Genomic DNA, 23062 nt, shown 5'->3' on the forward strand with positions numbered 1-23062 from the left:
TTTAAAGGAATTTTATCATATCAAGCTTCATTTTTAAATTAAATTCTAAGTATTTAAATAACAATTTTTTTCATTGTCTTTACAACTTAAGGTATCGCTTTGAATAAGTATATGATTAAAACCCAAATCTTTTAGTTTGGCTCTAATTTTATTGTTTATTTTTTCAACTTCTTCCAGAGATAGTTCTTTGTTTTTTAAAACCAAATGAAAAGAAATAAAAGAATATTTTGAGCTTGGTTTTATTATATGCAAATCATGATACTCTTCTATGTTTTCATGGCATAAAATCAACTTATCTAAATCTTCTTCTTTTATATTAGTAGTATTCACATCCATTAAAGATAAAAAACTTTTTTTCAATAAAGAATAAGAATGAAAAAGAATATAAACAGAAAAAACAATGGTTAAAACAGAATCAATATAATAAATCTCATAAAAATAAATAAAAATCCCAGCAATAACAACACCTAAAGAGATTAAAGCATCACTTAACATATGCAAATAAGCTGATTTAATATTCGCATCTTCATGGTGATGCTCATGTTTATGTCCATGTGTTTCTGCTTGTGTTGCTTCATCTGAATGATCATGTGAAGAACAAGAAGATACACCCATTCCATTTAAGATATAAGCAGAGATTCCATTAGCAATAAAAGCAATAAAGCCAACAGTAATCATATATAAAGGCTCTATTACCAAAGGATTAAAAAAACGCTCAATTGCTACATATATCATTACAAACATAGTGATATATAAAAACAAGGTATTTACAAAAGCAGCCATCATTTCTGCTCGTATATAACCAAAAGTAAATTTATAAGAAAACTTCTTAGATCCTAGTTTTAAAGCAATATACGTAATAATAACAGCTAAAACATCCCCTGTATTATGCAAAGCATCAGCGATTAAAGCAAAAGAGTTAGAGATAAAACCAAAGACCACTTCACAAATAATAATAATTACATTAAAAACAATAATTAATAAAATCTTTTTTTCGTTCATATTTTTTCCTTATGTATACGCTATTTTATATAATTTAGAATTAATAAAAACTTAACATATACAAAAAATATAGGAATACTACTTATGCTAAATCTTCTTTACCAATAAACTCTTTTTCATTCGCACTGTTTATAATCATTTTTGCTACTTCTTGGCTTTTAATAGCAATTTCTTTTGTTTGGCTGGCTACATTAGCATTTTGCTGACTTTGGTTATCTAAGAGTGTTACGGCATTATTAATTTGTTCAATTCCATGTTGTTGTTCTGTTGAGGCTGTTTTTATTTCATTAATTAATTCAATTGTTTTATCTGTATTTTTATTTAAATCTTCATAACCCACAATCATTTTATTTGCAATACGTTTACCTGCATCAGCTTTTATACTTGCACTTTCAACAAGGTTTTTAATTTCACTTGCAGCTTCTGCACTTCGTGAAGCCAAGTTTCTTACTTCTTGAGCAACTACTGCAAAACCTTTTCCAGCTTCGCCTGCTGTTGCGGCTTCTACGGCTGCATTTAAGGATAAAATATTCGTTTGAAAAGCAATTTGATCAATAACAGAAATAGCATCTTTAATAGCAATGACTTCTTCATTAATTTCTTCCATAGAAGAAGTTGTTTCAAGCGCTAGTTTTTTACCATCACTTAAAGAGTGAGACAATTTATTAGCAAAATCTGACATCTTAACAACATTTTGTGTATTGCTTACAATAATAGAAGTGATTTCTTCTAAGGCTGCTGATGTTTCTTCTAAAGAAGCAGCTGATTCATTAGAAGAAACACTTAGTTTTTCAACATTAGATAATAAACCTTGTGAGCTTTGATTAATAGTAAGACCATTTGTTTTATTCTCTAGTAACATTTTATTAATCGTATCGGCTAATGAATTTAAGCCCAGTTCTACATTGGCTTTAGCATTAGTAATTCTGTGTCTAAAATCGAGTTTAGAATATTTATTAAGCGCAGTAGTAATTTTATTTATATCATCTGAGATATTAGAACTTAACTCTTTCATCATATCGTTAAATAAAAGACTTAAATCATTTAAGTTCTCATTTTTAGACTTGATTTTTACCTCATGATTTAACTGCCCAATTTTAACTAAAGAAACCACCCTTTTAACATCATCAATAACTTTAGCATCTTCTTTTAAACTCTCTTCAATAGAGTCAAGATATTTATTAAAGTTAAGTGCAATCTTAGAAATCTCATCTTTGGATAAAACTTCTACTCGTGATGTTACATCATTAGAATTTAATAAATTCATTATTCCATTATTAAGAGCATTTAAGCCTCTTGATATTAAAGCAGGAATAGTAATAGCACAAATAAGTACCAGGAGTAAAACAATAGCTGATACAATAAGTGTTTTGGAATGAATGTCAGCATTTAATGCTTGAACACTTAAACCTGCTTTATCTTGCTCTTTTTTAATAGAAACTTTTATATCTTGTGTTAATTCTCCAATTTTGGGCCCTAAAACATTTAATTTATTATTTATAACATCGTTTCTGCTTTCTACAATACTTACAATATCATTGGCTCCTTTTGCATATTTTATAGCAAAAGCAATGGCTTCTTCTAATTTATCAATAATATCATCATCATCCAGTTCATCTTCAACATTTTCAATTTTTTGCTGTAAAGCATACAATCTTTTACGTATTTGAACAGAGTCTTCATTCGAACTTGATTGTAAAAATTTAGAAGTATAAAGACGTGCTTCTAATAATATCTCTATTGTATTAGCAACACCTAGGGCAGGTTTTAAATCACTTAAAGCACTTGCATCGTTCAAAGCATCTTTTAAATGTTTTTCTATTTTGTTGGCATTGACTTCTAAATTATCATTAAAAATACTTGTTCTTTTATTCATTAAATTTACTACTTCATAAAAACTTTCTTTATAAATGTTTAAATTTTCTTCAAGCAGTTTTACCAGTTTTTTTCTCTTGATATTTTTAGTATTTTTCTTTGCTTTGATTATGGCTTGTTTTGTTTTATTATAATAGTGATCAAAGTGATCAATTTTTTCTTGAACAGGATTTGTTAAATAATCTTTTACATTCATTCGTAACATTAGCATATTGCTTTGAATATTATCCGCCTCTAAACTATGCCCTGAGAGTTCTTTATATTTTGTAAAACCATCATTGGATTTAGACAAAGCAAAGATATTATACGTACTTAAAGACAATACAAGTAAAGCAATAAGAGAAAATGCAGCAATTAGTTTTAATTTAATACTTAAATTTTTTAACAATAGAAATCCTTTATATTCACAGTAGATAATAATATCAGAACATCATAACATTATAATCTTTTACTTTCTTTAAATAAGTAATAAAATTTATTTACAATAAACCCACATATTTAGCTAGATTTATTGTAAATAAATATTTAATAATATTAATTTTGAAAAAGAGGAAAGTATAAATACCTTCCTTTTCTTTAACTACAACAAGCATCCTGCTTGCAACAAGTATTATCTTTACAACAATCTTTACATTCACACACACAAGTGTTTTCACTTGAACAAGTACATTCACACTCACAGTTTTCACACTCACAGTTTTTTATATTTTCACAACAATTATTTTTCATCTTTTATCCTTTATTTTTGTCTTCACTACTAAGACGTAAAAGAAGAAAAAAGGTTGCATTTTAGAAATTTCATATTTTTCTTGTAATAATGCAACTTTTTATTTACTTTTTCGTCTTATACTATAGAAGGAGTTATTATGAAAGAAAAAATTGAAGAAGCTTATATTAAATTTTCAAAAGCACTTTTATATTTCATTTTAAAACATGTTTCAAATAAAAGCACAGCAGAAGATTTATTGCATGAAGTATTTATAAAAGCCTATAGCAATATAGAAGATATTAAAGAAGATGAGAATATACAAGCGTGGTTGTATAAAATAGCAAGAAATACAATAATAGATTATTACAGAAAAAACCAGATGAAAACAACGCAAAACTATGAGCTGTATTTTGAAGAAGAACAAGAAGAATCAGTGTTAAGTGAATTGTCTTGTTGTTTGTCTACTTTGCTTAAAGACTTACCTTTAAAACAGCAAGAGCTATTAAATGAAGTGTATTTAAAAGAGAAGTCTTTGGTTGAATATGCCAAAGAAAAAAACTTGAATTTATCAAGCGTAAAATCCACTTCGAAAAGAGCCAAAGAAAAACTAAAAAAGATTTTTAATGAATGTTGTAAGTTTCAAGAAAATTCAAGACATGAGATTGTTGATTATTCTTATAATAATAAAGATTGTATATGTAAAACACAATAGACAGTACAATCAAAAAAGATTCTAATGTTTTTTTAATTTAGAAGTGCTCGTCTGCATATATTCATTTATTCTAAGATAGCTTTAATAAATACTTTTTTTGCACTTCTTTATCTACATATTTTAAAGCATTCTTTAAACTCTCTTTGTCAAAGTATTTTAAATATTTATTCACAAAATCAAAAACAACTTTTTCATCTGCTTTATATATATCATGTAATATCCAACCCACGCAAGTTTTAGCAAACCTCTCTTCTCTTTGTATTAACACAGAACAATTTTCAAAGATATGAGAATAATACTTATCCTCTTTAGTTAAACCAATGAAAGCAACAACAGAAGCTCTTGCTTTCCATAAATAAGGATCATTACTCCAAGATGAAATAATATTAGCAGCATCTCTTTCATATTTTTTGATTGTAGCGCTTAATACTCTTACACAAAACCAATCGCAGATATTCCAATCATAAATTAGCTCTTCTTTAAAAATCACATCATATTGTTCTATCATATAAGAAAGAGACACTTTATCAAATAAGTAGTTTTGCAATAATAAAGTTCCCGCTAGTTTATCTTCTGCTAAATCTTGTCTAAAGAATTCAAGTGTTATCTCAATTTGTTCTTTATAACTTAAGTGTTCTAAATGTTTTTTATACCACTCTGTTTGCATCTTTCTAATATCAGGAATTCCAACTCCTCTAAAGTTAATAACATTTCTCATGTATTTTTCCCACCATAATTTCTTTTTTTCAGATGCGATTTTAAGAAAAGAAGATTGCAGTTCTTTAATAATTGTCATTTTATTTTGATGTGTCATATATGTCCTTGGGGATGGATATTCATTTAGGGGATATGATAGCCATATCAAGTTAATGTTTTTCTATTTTAAGGAAATAATTCAAATTTATTATGGTTTATATTTATTTATTAAAATAAGAATTCACTCGTATTAGTATAGTTTTAAAGACGAATGTTCCCTTTCCTTGTCCTCTTTATTTTTTATTCTTACTTAATAATATTTGTGATAATCTTAAATTTAAAAAGGAGAAAGCGTGAAAAGTATATTTACTTTTATGTATTTTTTGTCAATGTGTGTATTTTCAAGTATGGCATTTGCACAAGATGGATATAAAGTCAGTATTTATAAAAAGGACTTGGTACAAAAAGGAAATACAATTTTTGCTGATTTACTTGATAAACCCAAAATTGTTGAAATAAACCATAATGGCGAGATTACATGGGAATATTTTGTTCCTTCAAATATTGTATCAAAAGGACGTGCAGGAAGCGGTTTTGATGTGAAATATTTGGATAATGATAATATATTATTTGTATTACCTCATGCAGGAATTTATGAAGTTAATCGAGATAAAAAAATTGTTTGGTCCTATCAGGGAAAAGTTACCCATGATGCCAATCGCTTAAAAAATGGAAATACTCTTTTTGTTATTAGCTGGGATAAAAAAGATGATTCTCAAGTTAAAGAAATTAATAAAAAAGGTGAACTCGTATGGCAATGGAAAGCTAAAAAGGTATTGAATCATTCCCCCTATACAGATATAAACAAAGGTGGATGGACCCATGTGAACTCAGCAAAAAGACTTGAGAATGGGAATACTCTTATAAGTTTACGTAACTTTTCTTTAGTGGTAATTGTTTCACCTAAGGGAGATATTATAAGGAAATTTGATTTAAAAGCCTTTGGTAAAAACCCACATGAACCTACGTTTTTACCAAATGGAAATTTATTATTTGCAGTAAGACAACCTCATAAAGCAATAGAATATAATTTTGAAACAAAAAAGATTGTTTGGCAATTTGAAAAAAATGATTTCAAAACTATTCGAGGTATTCAAAGATTAAGGAATGGAAATACACTCATAACTAGTAGAGATGAAATAGTTGAAGTTGATAACAAGGGACTTATTGTTTGGAACTTTATTTCAGGAAATGTGGATACTCGTTTAAATTATAAAAAAAAGTGGTTGTATAAAGCACAGAGGAAAGAAGAGTAGTTTACAATTGATTTCAATTGCACCAAAATTTTAGGGTAATTTGTTTCATTAGCGAAATATTTGAATAAGTATACTATCCAGAAATTAGAAGAAGGAACCACAAAAAGCGTTTAAGGGTGTTTTTAATGTAAGAATGCGAATAAAGATTCATCTATCAACTACTAGAAATACTTTGAAGATGGAGTTACTTTGAATTTTTATCTAAAGTGTCGTTATCTTAATTTATTGTTTTAATTGCTGAACAAATCTTTTTCCATATTGTCAAATTTTTCAATAAATCGTTTTCTTCCAAAAAGTGTAGTTCTTTTTGCAATTGAATCTTTAACTACAGAAATATTGCTTACTGAATATTTACTATTTCCAGTTTTTTCACCATCTTCATCAAATCTTGAGCTAATATGTAAATCACAAATTATATAACTACCATTTACAAATTTGTATTTACCATCGTTTACATCATTTTTAAATTTAGTATCCGCCATACTAAATTTTATAATATCATTATTGTATTTTCCAACCCAATCGTAAGTATCATTTGTTAAAACTGCTGAGATTAACTCAATTTTTACATATATTTTATCTTCCTCAATTTTAGTATCTTCCATGATATATGAACTAAAGTCTTTTTTTTCAACGTAATATTCTTCACTTAAATTATTGATTTCCTGAAAACTAACCTTTGTCATTTTACTAATATTGCTAATTTGTTTATAATAATTTGAAACATTTTTTGATATTTCTTTACTATCCAATATATTAGATAATTGAGATTCAATTTCATATTGTACTTTATTATTAAACTCTAAATTATCTAATATTCTTTCTTTCATTTCATTATCTAATTTAGCACCTTTTAATGTTTCTTCTAATATTTTATTTTTAAGTAGAATGGAAGTTTCATTTTTCGTAAAATGGAAAGTTACTATGTCATTAATAGAAGGAGCAAAATATAAGGCAGTAGTAGCAATAGTTGTAGCAATAGTTGAAAATACAAACTTTTGTATTAATCCTCCATCATCTAATGGTACTATTTCTATTTGAATATCAATATGTGAAAGTTTTCCGATTTTTTTAATTACTTCTAAAAAACTTTTTTCAGCCTTGTTTTGAATTACAGCATCCATAGTATGACTACTATCATTAAAATAATAATGTATTTGATATTGAGAAATGATTTTCTTTTCGAAAGAGTCCAACATTAATTAATCCTAATATAAATTATTTAATAATGTTATCTAAATTATACAAAAACTATTAAAATTACTTTAATATTTTATCTCGTTATTCAGTCTTTATTCTCCGAATTAAGGGGATAGATTCCAACTTAAAAAACTTTTCTTATACTCAAGAGGTTAATCTCTACTTTTTATAAATAGCGTTGAATCATAATTTCAAAGAGCTCATACAAAGTACCTTTGCGCTTTTTTCTTTTTCTTAATTGTCAGAAAAAGAAACAAAAAGAAGCAACTGACGAAATGATAAAGCCCTTCGGGTGCCTAAATATTTTTATTTGTTAGCTAGGCTCAAAAACTCACTAAAACGTGCTAAAGAGCACATTTCTTACGTTCAGACAGTTTTCACCTTTTTCCGCTAAAAAATAAAAAAATTTAGCTTTATCAAAGTCAGGAAAAGAGCCGTAGGGAATGGAGCTTTAATTGGATTTATTTATTTCTTATATTTTTACTTTTCAAAAGAAAAACATTATAAGAGAAACGTGGAGCGGGGTTCTGCCTTTGTTGAAGCCGAGCGTTTATTTTTTGTTTCGAAACAGCCTGAAACTGTCTGAGTGTAAAGAAATATGCTCTTTAGCATATTTTAACGAGTTTTGCAGGGCAGAAACACAAAATAATAAGTGAGGGAAGCTGCAAGCCTTCAACAACTTGGCAGTTGCTTTCTTGTTTCTTCTTTTCAAGAAAAGAAGAAAAAAAACGAATGCGCTAGCTTTTACGAGCTCTTAATAGAAGAAGTTATTTTATTAGTATATTTTATCTCAAAAAATCATTCACTATAATTTTTATTTCTCCATGAATATCCACCCTCTTCCTATCCTTTCCATCAATACAAACAAACTGCGCATTCTTGCATAAACGAAACACATGTGGCATCTTTTATTTTAATCTATATTCATTTGCTTTAAGTATAAGCTTTGTTTTGGATTATAATCCTTTCTACAAACTAAACAAGTAGGGATTGAGACAACTTTGCTATCAATAGCAGTGAGTTTTAGTTTACCTAAAAATCCAAACTTTTCAACTATAGATTTGGGCAACAGTGTTTTTCCCATACCTAATTCTACGCAAGACAGAATTACACCAAAGTCTGCTATTTCTATAGTTTCATAATCAAAATTTTCAATATAATCACAATATTTTTTCATTCCTAGGTAAAAAGCACAGTTTTTTTCATGAGCTAAAATTGCATTCTTATTACATTTAATTTTAGGTTCTACAAATAAAAGTTCATTTTCGAACTTCTGTAAAACCATTAAATCATTATTGATTGGTTCATGATTAATAAAGCCAATATCAACTTTATATTCTAAAAGCATTTTTGTTATTGGATTAGTATTATCTGTTATTAATTCTAGTTTTAGTTCTGGGTAATCCTTGTTAATACTTTTTAAAAAAGGAAATAAGCGCATAGAAGCATTTGAAAAAGTAGAAGCAATAATAAGTGAATTTTGCACTTTTATATTCTGCATCTGAATACTTAATTCATCTAGTTTATTAATAATTTCTATTGCTTTTGGAAGAAGGTTCTCTCCTTCTTTAGTTAAAACTACACCTTTAGGAATACGGTGAAATAATTTAAACTCAATATTTTTCTCTAATTGTTTTATACGAAGAGTAACATTCGTTTGACTTACTTGCAGTTTTTTTGAAGCCTTTGTAAAACTTTTATTGCGTGCTACAACAACAAATATTCGTAAAAGATGTGCATCCATATAACTTCCTTTAAGATAATCCATAATTATCGATTATTTGACATGTCATAACTAATTGTAATAGAATAATACTTAATTTTAAAAATAGGACATTACCATGTATAACTTTAATCAACATACATCTACTACAAACATATACAACAATGTTAAAAACTTAAAAATAGAAGAATATAAAAATCATGATCTTCTTAGTTTAAAAAACTTTGAAAAAGCGCAAAAAGAGATATCTTCTTGGCATGGATATAAAAAAACTTCTTTAATTAACTTAGAACATATTGCTAAAGAAACAAATGTAGCTAAAATTTATTACAAAGATGAAAGTACTAGATTTGGTTTAAAAAGCTTTAAGGCACTAGGGGGTGCTTATGCTGTTGCTAATTTATTACTTGCGCAACTAAAACTACAAGGTATTAATGCAAACTCAAAAGACCTTCTTGCTCAAACATATAAAGATATAACAAGTGAAATTACTGTTTCTTGTGCAACAGATGGTAATCATGGAAGATCTGTTGCTTGGGCTGCACAAATGTTTTCTTGTAAGTGTGAAATTTTCATTCACTCACATGTAAGTAAAAACAGAGAAGATGCAATTGCAAAATATGGAGCTGTTGTTAATAGAATAAAAGGTAATTATGATGACTCTGTAATATTAGCTTCAAAAGTAGCAAAAGAAAAAGGATATTTTACAATATCAGATACTTCTTATGTGGGCTATACAGAAGTTCCAAAAGATGTTATGCAAGGTTATACCATTATGGTTGATGAAGCAATAAAACAAATCAATAATGAAATTACACATGTATTTTTACAAGGAGGAGTTGGAGGAATGGCTGCTGCTGTTGTTTCGTTTTTTCATGAAACCTATGGGAAAAAATCACCAATTTTCGTAATTGTTGAGCCTAAAAATGCTGCTTGTTTATTAGAAAGTGCAAAAAATGGAAAAGCAATTACAATTCAAGGTGAGCTTGAAACAATAATGGCAGGACTTTCTTGTGGCGAAATTTCAACTGTTGCTTGGGAAATATTAAAAAATACTGTTTCTTCTTTTATTAGTATTAGTGATGAAACAATACCTGAAACCATGAAACTTTTAGCTAATAACTCTAGACCAATAATTGCAGGAGAATCAGCTGTTGCTGGTTTAGCTGGATTTTTAATAAGTCAAAGCGATGAAAAACTAAGAAAAGAATTAAACATTACTGAAACTTCTAAAATATTATTCTTTGGAACAGAAGGAGATACAGATGAAGAAATGTATGAAAAGTTAGTTGGGAAAAAAGCTTCTGAAATAATAAACCCAAGTTCTAATGAAATAACAATAGATGAAAAAACACTGCTTAAACAAATTGAAGTATTAGGAAATATAGGAAAAGAAGAAAAGAACAAAGGAAGAACAAGAATTGCTCTAAGCCCTGATGAAAAACTAGGACGTGACCAAGTAGTTACGTGGATGAAAGAACTTGAGCTAGATATAAAAATTGATAAAATTGGAAATATTTTTGCTACTCTTGCATCAAATACAAATGAAAAACCTTTAATGATTGGTTCTCATATAGATACTGTTAAAAATGCAGGCGCATTAGATGGTTGTTATGGAGTATTGGCAGGTCTTGCAGTTATAAGATCTTTTAGAAATGCTAAAATAACTCCTTTGCGTCCAATTACAGTTGCCGCTTTTACAAATGAAGAAGGAGTAAGATACCAGCCAGATATGATGGGATCTTTAGTTTTTGCAAAAGGACTAGATTTACAAGTTGCTCTAAATACAAAAGGAATAGATGGAACAATACTAAAAGATGAATTAAAAAAGATTAATTATTATGGAGACTTTGATTCCTCAAAACTAGTACCTTATAAATATCTTGAAGTACACATAGAACAAGGTCCTATTTTAGATACACATAAAAAAGATATTGGTGTTGTTATTAACTTACAAGGAATATCATGGCAGAAAATAACAATTGAAGGAAAAGCAAATCATGCAGGAACTACACCAACGAACTTAAGACATGATGCAGGTTTAGTATCCTCTTTAATAAATGTATTTTTAAGAACCTTAGCTTTAGAAAACAAAGCAACATTAGCAACCATTGGCTCAATAGAGATGCAACCAAATGTTATTAATGTAATTCCTAGAAAAGCTGTTATTAGCGTTGATTTAAGAAATCCAAATGAAAAAGAACTTTTAGAAGCAGAAGAGAAATTAACAAATTATCTAAAAAAACTAGAAAAACAAGAAAACGTAAAAATATCAACTTCTATTCTTGCTCGTTTTGAACCCGTGCAATTTGATAAACAATTAGCACAAGAGATTGAAGAATCAGCTTATAAACTTGGATTTTCTAATCAAACAATAACCTCAGGAGCAGGACATGATGCACAAATGGTTTCAAGAATTGCACCTTCTGCCATGATATTTGTTCCAAGCCGTGATGGTATTAGCCATAATCCACTAGAATATACAAGTGATGAGCACTTGATAAAAGGTGCACAAGTATTATTAGATGTAACGTTAAAAAATATAAAATAAAGGCTAGCCATGAAAATTGAAACAAACTTTACCAAAGATTTACAAAAACAAATGCAAGAGTGGAGACATGCAATACATCAAAAACCTGAATTAGATTTTAATCTTGATAATACCTCTTCCATGGTAGCTAGTTTGTTAAAAGAATTTGGATTAGAAGTACATGAGAGAATTGGGAAAAGTGGAATTGTTGCTATTTTAAAAAAAGGAAAAGGAACAGATAGTATTGGCCTTCGGGCAGATATGGATGCTTTAAAAATACAAGAAGAAAATACCTTTGCTCACTGTTCAAAAGAAAAAGGGAAAATGCATGCCTGTGGTCATGATGGACATACTGCTATGTTGTTAGGAGCTGCTAAATATCTAGCTTTACATGGCACTTTTAATGGTAGTGTTTATTTCATTTTTCAACCAGCAGAAGAACACGGACTTGGTGCCAAAGCTATGATAAATGATGGATTATTTGATAAGTTTAATATAAATAGCATATATGCTATTCATAATTTTCCCTCCCTTCAAACAGGACATTTTGCAATAAAAGAAGGTGCTGTCATGGCAGCAGAAGATAATTTTGAAATAACAATTAATGCCATAGGTCATCATGCAGCTATGCCACATCTTGGAAAAGATGCTATTGTTATAGCCTCTCAAATAGTAGGTGCCATTCAAAATATTGTTTCAAGAAATATAGACCCTATGCAAAATGCTGTTATTTCTTTTACTGAATTTATTACAAATGGAACAGTAAATGTCGTGCCTGGTCAAGTTATTCTAAAAGGAGATACACGCTCACTAAGCTTAGAAGTTCAAAAACAAATTGAAGAATCGATGCATCGTGTTGTAAAAGGAATTTGCTTATCACATGAAGTAAGTTATGAATTTTCCTACATCAAGAACTTCTGCCCTACAATAAATACAAGAATAGAAGCTAACATTGCGGCTAAAATAGCTGGTGAAATTGTAGGTGAGCATAAAGTAATTACAAATAGTAAAGAAGTTATGACCTCGGAAGATTTTGGCTGGATGTTAAAAGAAAAAAAAGGTGCTTATATCTTACTTGGAAATGGGAAAGGTGAAACAGAAGGAATATCTTTACATAATCCAAAATATGATTTTAATGACAAAATTCTAAATGATGGTGCGGATTTTTGGGTGCACTTAGTTCAGAGCTGTTTAAAATAACAGTAATTCATGCTAATATTTAAAGTTTTAGAATGAAGGTAGCTTATCCCTACACTAAGCATCTCATTGATTTCAAAAAACAATAAAGAGTATCTTGTATTTTTAGCTTTAAATTCAAATAATATTGAAGAAAATCTAGAAATACAATTTGATGAAAATATTTTTTTATAATACTCTCAAACTTTGGTCAAAATTGGGTTTTACCTATTTTGTGGATGATAGGGTTTACTTTATTATTTTATAGATTTGCTAATTTTGAACTACTCTCAATGGATGGTTTTAGAGTAAATCAAATTACCTGAATGATGAATGATATTTTAAAGTTCTCCAATCCTTTTAGCAAAACATCAACAATATATTATGGGGCTTTTTATTGGGCATGGATTGTCCATAAGCTTTTAATGACAGCGTTTATATATCATTTTTTTGTTGCAATTAAAAGAACGACAAAAAGATAATTTAGTTTATACCCATGAGAAGGAATCTCCACTTTCATATTTTAAGATTGAATAATAAATATTATTTAAGAGCTCTTTCAAAGCGGCCTTTGCGCTTTTGTTTCTTCTTTTCAAGAAAAGAAGAAACAAAACGAATGTGCTAGCTTTCACAAGCTCTTAAAAGAAAAGATTATTTTAACAATATTTTTTACACAAAAAATCATTGGACAGTACTTATTGACATAACGTACGATATTCAGTACAATATAGAAAAGAGCAAACAAAAGGGTTTTTATGACAAAAACTATGTCAGTAAGTCAAGTTAGAGCAGATATTTATAATGTTATGGATGAAACGGCAAAAACACATGAACCCGTACTTATTACTGGAAAAAGAAATAATGTTGTGATGCTTTGTGAAGAAGACTGGAAAGCAATAGAAGAAACTTTATATTTAAACGCTGTACCTAATATGGCATCTTCTATACAAGATTCAATGAATGCAGAAGATAGTGAGTTTAGTGAAGATATTGAATGGTAGAATACAAAATACTATATAGTAAGTTTGCACTAAAAGATGCTAAAAAATTGTCAGCTGCTAATTTGGCAAATAAAGCCAAAAAACTCATTGGAATTATTAAAAAAAATCCATTTCAAAATCCACCTCCTTATGAAAAACTAGTAGGAAATCTTAGTGGCTCATATTCTCGAAGAATTAATATTAAACATAGAATTGTTTATGAAGTAAGAGAAAGTGATAAAGTTATTAGAATATCAAGAATGTGGACGCATTACGGACAGTAAAAATCACTGATTTCATGTCCCTACTCTAAATTTCTATTATCTCAAAAAATCATTCGCCCTATTTCTATCTTTCCCATCAATACAAACAAACTGAGCATTCTCTTCTTTTAAAATTTACACCCTGAGAATCAATCTCCTCTTTTACATTTCAGGATCGAATACTAAATATTATTCAAGAGCTCATACAAAGTGACCTTTGCGCTTTTTTCTTTTTCTTAATTGTCAGAAAAAGAAACAAAAAGAAGCAACTGACGAGTTGATAAAGCCCTTCGGGTTCCTAAATATTTTTATTTGTTAGCTAGCACTAAAACGTGCTAAAGAGCACATTTCTTTACGTTCAATCAGTTTTCACCTTTTTTCGCTAAAAAATAAAAAGATTTAGCTTTCTCAAAGTCAGGGAAAGAGCCGTTGGGAATGTATTTTTTTTCTTTGATTTATTTATTTCTTGTATTCTTACTTTAAAAAGAGAAATCATTTATTTGGAAAACGTGGAGCGTGGTTCTGCCTTTGTTGAAGCCGAGCGTTTATTTTTTGTTTCGAAACAGCCCGAAACTGTCTGAGTGTGAAGAAATATGCTCTTTAGCATATTTTAACGAGTTTTGCAGGGCAGAAATACAAAATAATAAGTGAGGGAAGCTGTAAGCCTTCAACAACACAGCTTTGCTTCTTTGTTTCTTTCTTGCAATCAAGAAAGAAAAAGAACGAATGCGCTAGCTTTCAAGAGCTCTTAAAAAAGAACTTATTTTATATCAAGATTTTTTACTTCAAAAAATCTTTAACCAATATTTTTATTTCTTCATGAATATCCACCCTCTTTCTATCTTTCCCATCAATACAAACAAACTCCGCATTCTCCTCTTTCAAAATAGGAAGAGCATTTACTGTACATTCTTGCATAAAAGAAAAGTGCGTGGCATCTTTTAGTTCTTTGTATATCATTGTCTTAGAAAAGGACGTAAATTTTGTTTTTATTACTGTTTCTACAGGAACATTATGATCATATTGTGCGCCTATGATTAAAGTAGGAATGCTGATATTTTTTAAAGATTCATTAGTAAGGGATTGCATTAGTCCAGGGGCAAAAGCAATTATTTTTTTGATTCTTTTATCCCTTAAATCTTGACTTGATTCTTTTAGATACTCTTTATTTATAATAGAAGTCGCCTCTTTAAAATATTCACAGGCTTTATCATTGAATTTTGCACAAAAATCTTTGTAAGTACTCATATCTAATTTTGCACCACTTAAAGCAAGGGAGGTATATCCCCCTAAAGAAAAGCCTAAAACATATATTTTATCTTTATCAATATTGTTTTTAAATTTGGAATTTAGTGCTTGTGTGATTAAAGAACTCACATCTTTTGCTTGTTTCCAAACTCTTAAAACACTTTTAGGATTTGAATCTCTTGAAGTATAACCTGGATGATTAGCAGCCATTACGATATTGTTTTTTGATAAATCATTGGCTAACCAAGATAAGTTTCTCCAATTGCCACTTGTACCATGTGCAAAAATAATAAGAGGAAACTTTTCATCTTTTATTGCAGAGTTACTACTTGCTTCAAAACCTTTAAAAACAGCATTGGAAGCAAATACTTCTTTTTTTGTCTCAAAAGTAGGATACCAAATAGCAGTTTTTAATACTCTGTTCCCAAAAGTATAAATCTCTTTTTCAAAAGCAGTAGTAGCAAACAGACTCACACACAAAAGACTTTGAAGTAGAATCATTTTTATTAACATTTTACTCTCCTTATTTTCTAATAAAGATATTGTATCACATTTTACTTTGTAATACAAAGTATATTATTATATATTAAAGGTCTTTTCTAAAATGAATAAAAATTCATTTTGTATACACTTTGAATTTACTCTTGTCCTATAAAATACTCTTAGCAAAACAAAAAAGGATAGAAAATGAAGAAAACAACAAAAATCACTCTAGGAACACTGGCGGTATTATTACCCTTTGCATTATTTGCAGGAGAAAAACATAAAACATATTTCGAAGATTTTTCAGATGAAAACAGAGTCTTTATGCAAAAAGGTATTAACTATAGTTTTGAAGGTAACTTAGAAAAAAAACCACTTGGCAAAATAAATGGAACATGGATTATAGATGGGAAAGAAGTAATCGTAAATGATGATACTTTTATCATACAAGATAATAAATTTAAAGTAGGAGATGAAATAGAAGTCTTAGCAAAAAGAGACAAGGGAAAAATATTTGTAATTCAACTGGAACAAGATTAAAAAATAAAGCAGAAACATCCCTTTAAAAGAAAAAACTCCTAATAATGTGCGCGAACACATATACAAAAGAACAAAGTAAATTTTTCTAATTTTTACTTTGTTTGCTAAACTTAGCTACACTAAAATCACAAATAGCCTAAAAATGAGAGAATATGAAAATACTATTAGTCGAAGATAATCCCAGCATTGTCGCTTTTTTAAAAAAAGGTTTACAAGAAGAAGCCCATGCAGTTGATATTGCAAGTGATGGAAAAGAAGGCTTTTATTTAGCGACCAATAATACCTATGATTTAATGATTTTTGATATTATGATTCCTTTTATAAATGGTATTGAATTATGTAAAGAAGTTAGAAAACATAAAATCAACAGCCCTATTATTATCTTAACAGCTAAAAGTGAAGAAGAAGATGTTATTGCAGGTCTTGATGCAGGTGCGGATGATTATATAAAAAAACCTTTCTCACTACACGAACTCTTAGCTAGAATTCGTGCTTTAAGCAGAAGAGGTACATCAAATACTTCTGTTCTTACTTTTAAGGAACTAAGCTTAGACAGTTTAAAGAAAGTAGTAAAAAGAAAAGATAAAGTCATTGATTTAACGGCAAAAGAATTTGCCATACTTGAGTGTTTAATGAAAAATCAAAATCAAACGCTTAGTGAAAGTATGATTATTGATTATGTTTGGGATATGAATTATAACAATGCAAGTAATTTAGTAAAAGTATATATTTATAGACTTAGAAATAAAATTGATAAAATGTATGATGAAAACTATATTCACAATATTAAAAACATAGGATATATTTTAAAATGAAATCTATCAAAAACAAACTCTTTTTTTCGTATTTATTAATTCTATTTATTGCATTAAGTGTTTTATCTTTTCTAACAGTCAGTGTATTTAAAGAAAATCAAGAAAGAAAAAGTCTTCAAAACTTAGAAACTAATACTTTAAAAGTAATAGAAAATATAAAAAAATCAAAAAATCAAAATTTTGATAATATTGATAAAAACATAGATTTAAAGTCTAACATTCTACTTATCTTTGAAAATAATAGCCTTGTTTTTACGAATACATCCGCGTATAAAACACAAAGAATATTTTATGAATTAGAAGAAGAAGACGATTATGAAGCAGATGAAGATGAAATTCTAAGTAAAATATCACAAGAACGTGTAGTTGAGTTATATGAGGAATATCAAGATCATACACATATTGAAATAGATAATTATATTTTAACTATGTCATTGATTTCTAAAAATAATAAAGAGTATCTTGTATTTTTAGCTTTAAATTCAAATAACATTGAAGAGAGTTTTGAGGATTTTTTTACTTTACTTATTGTATTAAATATTGTTTTGTATCTCATACTTGGTTTTTTTGCTTATTTTCTAATTTCTAAAACACTTTTTCCTCTAAAATTAATCTTAGAAGAATTAAAAGTATTACAAAAAAAAGCGGACCTAACTTTGCGTTTAAAATTACATGGAGGAAAAGATGAATTTGATGATTTAAGCAGGTCATTTAATGTATTACTTGAAAATATACAACACAGTGTAGAGAATATTAAACAATTTACAGCAGATGCTTCTCATGAATTAAAAACACCACTTACTATTATTCAAGGTGAAATTGACTTAGCAAAAAAAGAGGATATTTCAAAAAAAGAATTAGAAAAAACACTACAAATAATTGATAAAGAACAAAAAAACTTACAAGACATAATTGAAAACTTTTTATTATTAGCAAAATTAGATAAAGAAGTATTTCACAATAAAAAAGCCTTTTTAGATAAGGTAGTTTTTGATGTCATTGAGCAAAATTTAAGTCATTTAGAAAAAAAGAATCTGGAATTAAAACTTGATATTGAAGAAAACCTAGAAATTAAATTTGATGAAAAATATCTTTTTATAGTACTCTCAAACTTATTAAGCAATGCAATAAAATATACCCAAAGTGGGTATATCAAACTCTTGGCAAAAAAAATGAATAATGAGATTGTTTTTATGATTGAAGACAGTGGTCAAGGAATAAAAAAAGATGACATCAACAAAATCTTTGAACGCTTTTTCAGGGTTGAGAAAGTAAGGACTTCATCAATGAATGGTCTTGGTTTAGGATTATCAATAGTTAAAAAAATATGTGACAGATTTAACTATGAAATTACTGTTAAAAGTATAGAAAACAAGGGTTCTACTTTTATTCTAAAAAAGAAAGAGAAATAAAAACTGTCTTTTTAGTCCTTAGGAAGAATCCATAACTTTTCATTATTAATATCACTGTCTTTGGGTAAATAGGGATTTTTTAATTTGAAAATTTTTACATTCATCCACTTATCCAAAGGAAAAAGGTTTTTTGTATTTTTTGATGTTTTAAGATATGTGTCAAAAGAACCATTTTCTATCATTATTCTTAAACCTTTTTCTATTCTATCTTTTAACTCATGGTTATTTTTATTAAAAAAGAAATACATTGGGAAAGGATAATATAATATTATTTTTTTGTATACTATTAAATCATTATAAATTTGTTTTCGCACTTCTACTTCTCTATACGCTTCGCCTACACCTCTTGGGAAATAATCACATCTTCCTTTAAGTACTTGTAAAAACATTCGTTCATAATTAGTATTTTTAAGGACATTTAAACCAGCAAATTCTAAAATATCAGTATCCGGCCAATGAGCAGCTTGACAGGCTTTTAATTTTTTCAAATCCTTTATGTTTTCAATAGCATCAAAAAGTTTACTGTTTTTTTTATTAATTATAAATAATCTATAACCAAGTAAACCTTTAGTAAGTGGTATTTTAACACTAAGAAAGTCTCTGTCTCTTTCTAAAGAAACCCCTGCCCAAACAAGATTTATATTTATATCTTTTTTTAAGTTGATAAACATTCTTCGTTGTTCATATACACGATTATATTGTAGATATGATTTTCCGTACTCTTTTTCTGTTATATTTAATATTTTCTGAATTAAATTATAATAGTATTTATGATTGGTATCATATTTTGATTTGGGAGCTTCTATATTAATATTATTGGCAAAAATGTAATATTGAAGTAAAATACAAACTATTATAAGTATTCTCATGAATCACCTTTATTAAAAGTATATAACTTATATAATTATACTTAGTTTATAACGTTAAACTAATGATAATTATATAATTATATGTTTAGTTTAAATAGGTCAATATTAGGAGAGAGAATGAGTGTTTTTGTAAAACTATTTTTAACTATTTTAATAACATTTTCATTATTATTTTCATTTTTTCTTAATCATATTCTAGAATCTAATGAAAAAAATTCAATCAATTCTTTAAAGAATAAAATTTCTTATAATTCCAAAATATATAAAGTTAATATGTCACAACTACTTTATGATTTTAATAAAGAAATTATAGAATCAACCCTAAACTCTTTGTATACAGATAAAGATATAGTGAAAATAATTTTTAAAGATCACACGAATACAATTAATATCACATTAGATAATAAAAATACAAAAGATATTAATGCAATAACAAGTGAAATAGCCCTTGTTATAAATAATGAAGAAATTGGAAAACTTCATATTTTTTATACTCAGGAAATAATTCATAAACAAATTCAAGAATACAAAAAAGAAACAATACAATTCTCTTTAGCACTAATATTTCTTTTAATTTTAATACTTTCATATTTTGTTCATATGTTTACAAAAGAGATTAAAGAACTTGAAACTGCTGCCAATGAAATCATTTCTGGAAATTTAGACTATGAAATAAAAATCAATACAAGTGATGAAATAGGACAATTGGCTAAAAAAATAAAAATAATGAAGAATTATTTAAGAGATAAAATTGATGAAATACAAGAACAAGTATCTTTTCAGCAATCTTTAATAGATTCAATCAATATTCCTATTTACGTAAAAGACAATAATTTTAAGTTTTTAACGTGTAATCAGTCTTTTGCAGATTTTATAGGTATTGATAAAAAAGACATTCTAAATAAAACTATGAAAGAGTTGCAAAACAATGATTTTATCGAAGTTTATGAAAAAACCGATAAAGAAATTTTTGATAAAAAGATTTCAAAAAATTATTATACAAAAGCCTTTAATGGGAAAAAAGAACTAAGAGATATTATTTCTCACAAAAATATTTTTATAAATTCAGATAAGAATATTCTTAGTCTTATTGGAACAATTGTTGATATTACAGAACTCAATAAAGCAAAAGAAAAAATTGAAAACTTAAACCATAATTTGCAAAATAAAGTAAATCAAAGAACAAAAGCCTTAGAACTAAGTAATGAAGAATTAGAGGATTCAAATGAAGAGTTACAAACAACAATAAGTTACTTAAAAGAAACACAAGATAAATTAATTGAATCAGAAAAAATGGCTTCGTTAGGTGGCCTTGTTGCTGGAGTTGCACATGAAATTAATACTCCTGTAGGTATTGCTTTAACTGGAATAACACACCTAGAAGATTTAAATTTTGATATTTTTAAAAAATATCAAAAAGAAGAAATGACACAATCAGAGTTTGAAGAATATTTATCTACATCAAAAGAGTTAAATTCATTAATTCGTAAGAATTTAAACAAAGCTGCTTCTTTAGTCAGATCGTTTAAACAAGTTGCCGTTGATCAAAGCAGTGAAGAAAAAAGAACGTTTAATTTAAATAAGTATCTTCATGAAATTTTAGAAAGTATTCATTCTATTACAAAAAAAACAAAGATAAAGATAAATATTTTTTGTGATGAAAATATTAAAATAAATTCTTATCCTGGGGCTTTTTCACAAATTATTACCAATTTGATTACCAACTCACTTATTCATGGTTTTGAAAAAAATGAACAAGGAAATATTTCTATTAGAATTTCAAAAGAAGAAAATAAAATTAAACTCTTGTATAAAGACAATGGTAAAGGTATAAAAGAAGAAAATCAACATAAAATATTTGACCCATTTTTTACAACAAACAGAGAGAATGGAGGTTCGGGTTTGGGTTTAAATATCATTTATACTCTTATTACATCAAAATTAAATGGAAGTATTTCATGTACGAGTACAGAAAATGAAGGTGTAGAGTTTATTATAATTTTTTAAATAAAAGGAATTTTGCGGACTGCAACAATTAAGTACCTTGATTAATATCAGTGATATTTTCATACTCTTTTATTAAACACTTCTTTTGAATACAATATACTAAAGGCAGATTAATTTCAAACACAAGAGAGGCAGGCTAAATTCATTCTGTTGATAATTTTGAAAAACTCAAATAATACTCACTCAAATTCAAAGTATCCTATCTTTTTGTATTTACTGGTTATTAGATATAATCATGTTAATCAAAGAAAAAAAGAGTAAAGCATGATTAATAGAAGAAAGTTTATTTACGCAACATCAATCTTATCAATTTCAGTGGCATTAAATGCGAATAGCAACTTTATAAAAACTAAAAATACAGATTTTTTGACATTTTTCATGCCTGAAGAAGCAGAAAAACATGAAAGAACGTGGATGTCTTTTGTTGCCAATGATTACATATGGGAAGAAAAACAAATTCCTGAAGTAAAAAGAAATTTAGCGTTAATTGCACAAACAATTGCAAAATATGAACCCGTATCCATTCTTGTAAGTAAAAATGATAAAAATGAAGCTATTGAATTATTAGCTGAACTGCCTACACCTAAATATCCTATTACACTGTTTGAAACAGAGATTGATGATTTGTGGCTTAGAGATACAGCCCCTACTTTCGTATATAATCAAGATCATAAAAAATTTGGTATTGATTTTAATTTCAATGGCTGGGGAGAAGATCAAGAACATGAACTTGATTCCAAAGTGACTTCTTTTATATGTAAAAAAAATAACATACCTATTTTAAATACAGCACTGATATTAGAAGGTGGTAGTTTTGAAATAGATGGAGAAGGAATCGCAATATTAACAGAGAGTTCTGTTTTAAACGATAATAGAAATCCAAATTGGACTAAAACAGAAGTGGAAGAAGAGTTGAAGTATTTGTTAGGTTTAGAAAAAATTATCTGGTTAAAAGGCATCAAAGGAAAAGACATAACAGATGGACATGTAGATTTTTATGCTAGATTTACTAGTCCTGGTGAAATCGTAGTTGCTTTTGATCCAGATGAAACATCTTATGACCATCAAGTTACAAAAGAGAATATAAATATTTTAAAAGAAGCAAGAGATTTAAATGATAAAGCGTTTAAATTAAATATTTTAGAAGCTCCCATTAAAATTAATGAAGAATTTGGCTATAAAGATTTTGCTGCTGGATATATTGGATATTATGTTTGTAATGGTGCCGTTATCATGCAAAGCTTTGGAGATGAAAATGCTGATAGAAAAGCAAAAAAAACACTAGAAAATGCTTTTCCCAATAAAAAAATTGAACAAATTAGAATTGATGGAATTGCTTCTGGTGGCGGTAGTATTCATTGTGCCACGCAACAAGAACCAATTAATTTATAATTGGAAGATAGAAATGTTTTTTATCTTTAACACAGAGATTAAAAAAGTCATATTTTAGGAAAGATCAAGGCGAAGATGCAAATTCACGATTGAGCAGACTCTAGTCTGTGATTG

At 27.8% G+C, this 23062-nt stretch carries 17 protein-coding genes and 1 pseudogene; 11 read left to right on the forward strand and 7 right to left on the reverse strand.

The features are described 5' to 3' along the window. Positions 1–45: 45 nt before the first annotated feature. Entirely contained in the window at positions 46–1002 is a 957-nt protein-coding gene (locus HRT41_01515) for a cation transporter (protein NQY22689.1), read from the reverse strand. 82 nt (positions 1003–1084) lie between these two features. Continuing rightward, positions 1085–3265: a HAMP domain-containing protein gene (locus HRT41_01520; protein NQY22690.1), complete on the reverse strand. Its 2181-nt coding sequence runs from the start codon at positions 3263–3265 to the stop codon at positions 1085–1087. 478 nt (positions 3266–3743) lie between these two features. On the opposite strand from HRT41_01520, the gene HRT41_01525 reads away from it, so the two are divergent. After that, positions 3744–4298 (forward strand): sigma-70 family RNA polymerase sigma factor, encoded by a 555-nt coding sequence (locus HRT41_01525; protein NQY22691.1) that lies wholly within the window; start codon positions 3744–3746, stop codon positions 4296–4298. A gap of 70 nt (positions 4299–4368) precedes the next feature. Here the strand turns inward: HRT41_01525 and HRT41_01530 are convergent, their stop codons facing one another. Beyond that, entirely contained in the window at positions 4369–5112 is a 744-nt protein-coding gene (locus tag HRT41_01530) for a DNA alkylation repair protein (protein ID NQY22692.1), read from the reverse strand. A 235-nt stretch (positions 5113–5347) separates the two neighbouring features. Here HRT41_01530 and HRT41_01535 point away from each other — a divergent pair, with 235 nt between their 5' ends. Further along, positions 5348–6310 (forward strand): aryl-sulfate sulfotransferase, encoded by a 963-nt coding sequence (locus tag HRT41_01535; protein ID NQY22693.1) that lies wholly within the window; start codon positions 5348–5350, stop codon positions 6308–6310. A 230-nt stretch (positions 6311–6540) separates the two neighbouring features. Here HRT41_01535 and HRT41_01540 read toward each other — a convergent pair whose 3' ends face one another. Next, a complete protein-coding gene (locus HRT41_01540) occupies positions 6541–7509 on the reverse strand; it encodes a hypothetical protein (protein ID NQY22694.1) in 969 nt (322 codons plus the stop codon). A gap of 914 nt (positions 7510–8423) precedes the next feature. Beyond that, a complete protein-coding gene (locus HRT41_01545; protein NQY22695.1) occupies positions 8424–9254 on the reverse strand; it encodes a LysR family transcriptional regulator in 831 nt (276 codons plus the stop codon). Positions 9255–9351: 97 nt separating this feature from the next. On the opposite strand from HRT41_01545, the pseudogene HRT41_01550 reads away from it, so the two are divergent. The 4 genes and pseudogenes from HRT41_01550 (at position 9352) to HRT41_01565 (ending at position 14203) form a co-directional block, all read left to right on the forward strand. Then, positions 9352–10551: pseudogene (locus tag HRT41_01550) on the forward strand (diaminopropionate ammonia-lyase). 1242 nt (positions 10552–11793) lie between these two features. Then, positions 11794–12963, forward strand: a complete 1170-nt coding sequence (locus HRT41_01555) for an amidohydrolase (protein NQY22696.1) — start codon at positions 11794–11796, stop codon at positions 12961–12963. A gap of 731 nt (positions 12964–13694) precedes the next feature. Further along, a complete protein-coding gene (locus HRT41_01560; GenBank protein ID NQY22697.1) occupies positions 13695–13940 on the forward strand; it encodes a type II toxin-antitoxin system Phd/YefM family antitoxin in 246 nt (81 codons plus the stop codon). After that, entirely contained in the window at positions 13934–14203 is a 270-nt protein-coding gene (locus HRT41_01565; GenBank protein NQY22698.1) for a Txe/YoeB family addiction module toxin, read from the forward strand. The genes HRT41_01560 and HRT41_01565 overlap by 7 nt, the downstream gene beginning before the upstream one ends. A gap of 759 nt (positions 14204–14962) precedes the next feature. Here HRT41_01565 and HRT41_01570 read toward each other — a convergent pair. After that, positions 14963–15943, reverse strand: a complete 981-nt coding sequence (locus tag HRT41_01570) for a hypothetical protein (GenBank protein NQY22699.1) — start codon at positions 15941–15943, stop codon at positions 14963–14965. A gap of 174 nt (positions 15944–16117) precedes the next feature. Here HRT41_01570 and HRT41_01575 point away from each other — a divergent pair, with 174 nt between their 5' ends. The 3 genes from HRT41_01575 to HRT41_01585 all read left to right on the forward strand — a co-directional run bounded on the left by HRT41_01575 (position 16118) and on the right by HRT41_01585 (position 18680). Continuing rightward, a complete protein-coding gene (locus tag HRT41_01575; GenBank protein NQY22700.1) occupies positions 16118–16453 on the forward strand; it encodes a hypothetical protein in 336 nt (111 codons plus the stop codon). A 152-nt stretch (positions 16454–16605) separates the two neighbouring features. Then, positions 16606–17268, forward strand: a complete 663-nt coding sequence (locus HRT41_01580; GenBank protein NQY22701.1) for a response regulator transcription factor — start codon at positions 16606–16608, stop codon at positions 17266–17268. Further along, a complete protein-coding gene (locus HRT41_01585) occupies positions 17265–18680 on the forward strand; it encodes a HAMP domain-containing histidine kinase (protein NQY22702.1) in 1416 nt (471 codons plus the stop codon). The genes HRT41_01580 and HRT41_01585 overlap by 4 nt, the downstream gene beginning before the upstream one ends. 11 nt (positions 18681–18691) lie before the next feature. Here the strand turns inward: HRT41_01585 and HRT41_01590 are convergent, their stop codons facing one another. Beyond that, positions 18692–19549, reverse strand: a complete 858-nt coding sequence (locus HRT41_01590; protein ID NQY22703.1) for a transporter substrate-binding domain-containing protein — start codon at positions 19547–19549, stop codon at positions 18692–18694. Between the two features lie 117 nt (positions 19550–19666). On the opposite strand from HRT41_01590, the gene HRT41_01595 reads away from it, so the two are divergent. Together HRT41_01595 and HRT41_01600 are read left to right on the forward strand one after the other, a co-directional pair. Next, a complete protein-coding gene (locus HRT41_01595) occupies positions 19667–21556 on the forward strand; it encodes a PAS domain S-box protein (GenBank protein ID NQY22704.1) in 1890 nt (629 codons plus the stop codon). A gap of 264 nt (positions 21557–21820) precedes the next feature. Beyond that, positions 21821–22948: an agmatine deiminase family protein gene (locus tag HRT41_01600; GenBank protein NQY22705.1), complete on the forward strand. Its 1128-nt coding sequence runs from the start codon at positions 21821–21823 to the stop codon at positions 22946–22948. Positions 22949–23062 lie beyond the last annotated feature (114 nt).

It is taken from the genome of Campylobacteraceae bacterium, from assembly GCA_013215945.1.
Taxonomy (GTDB): Bacteria; Campylobacterota; Campylobacteria; order Campylobacterales; family Arcobacteraceae; genus NORP36.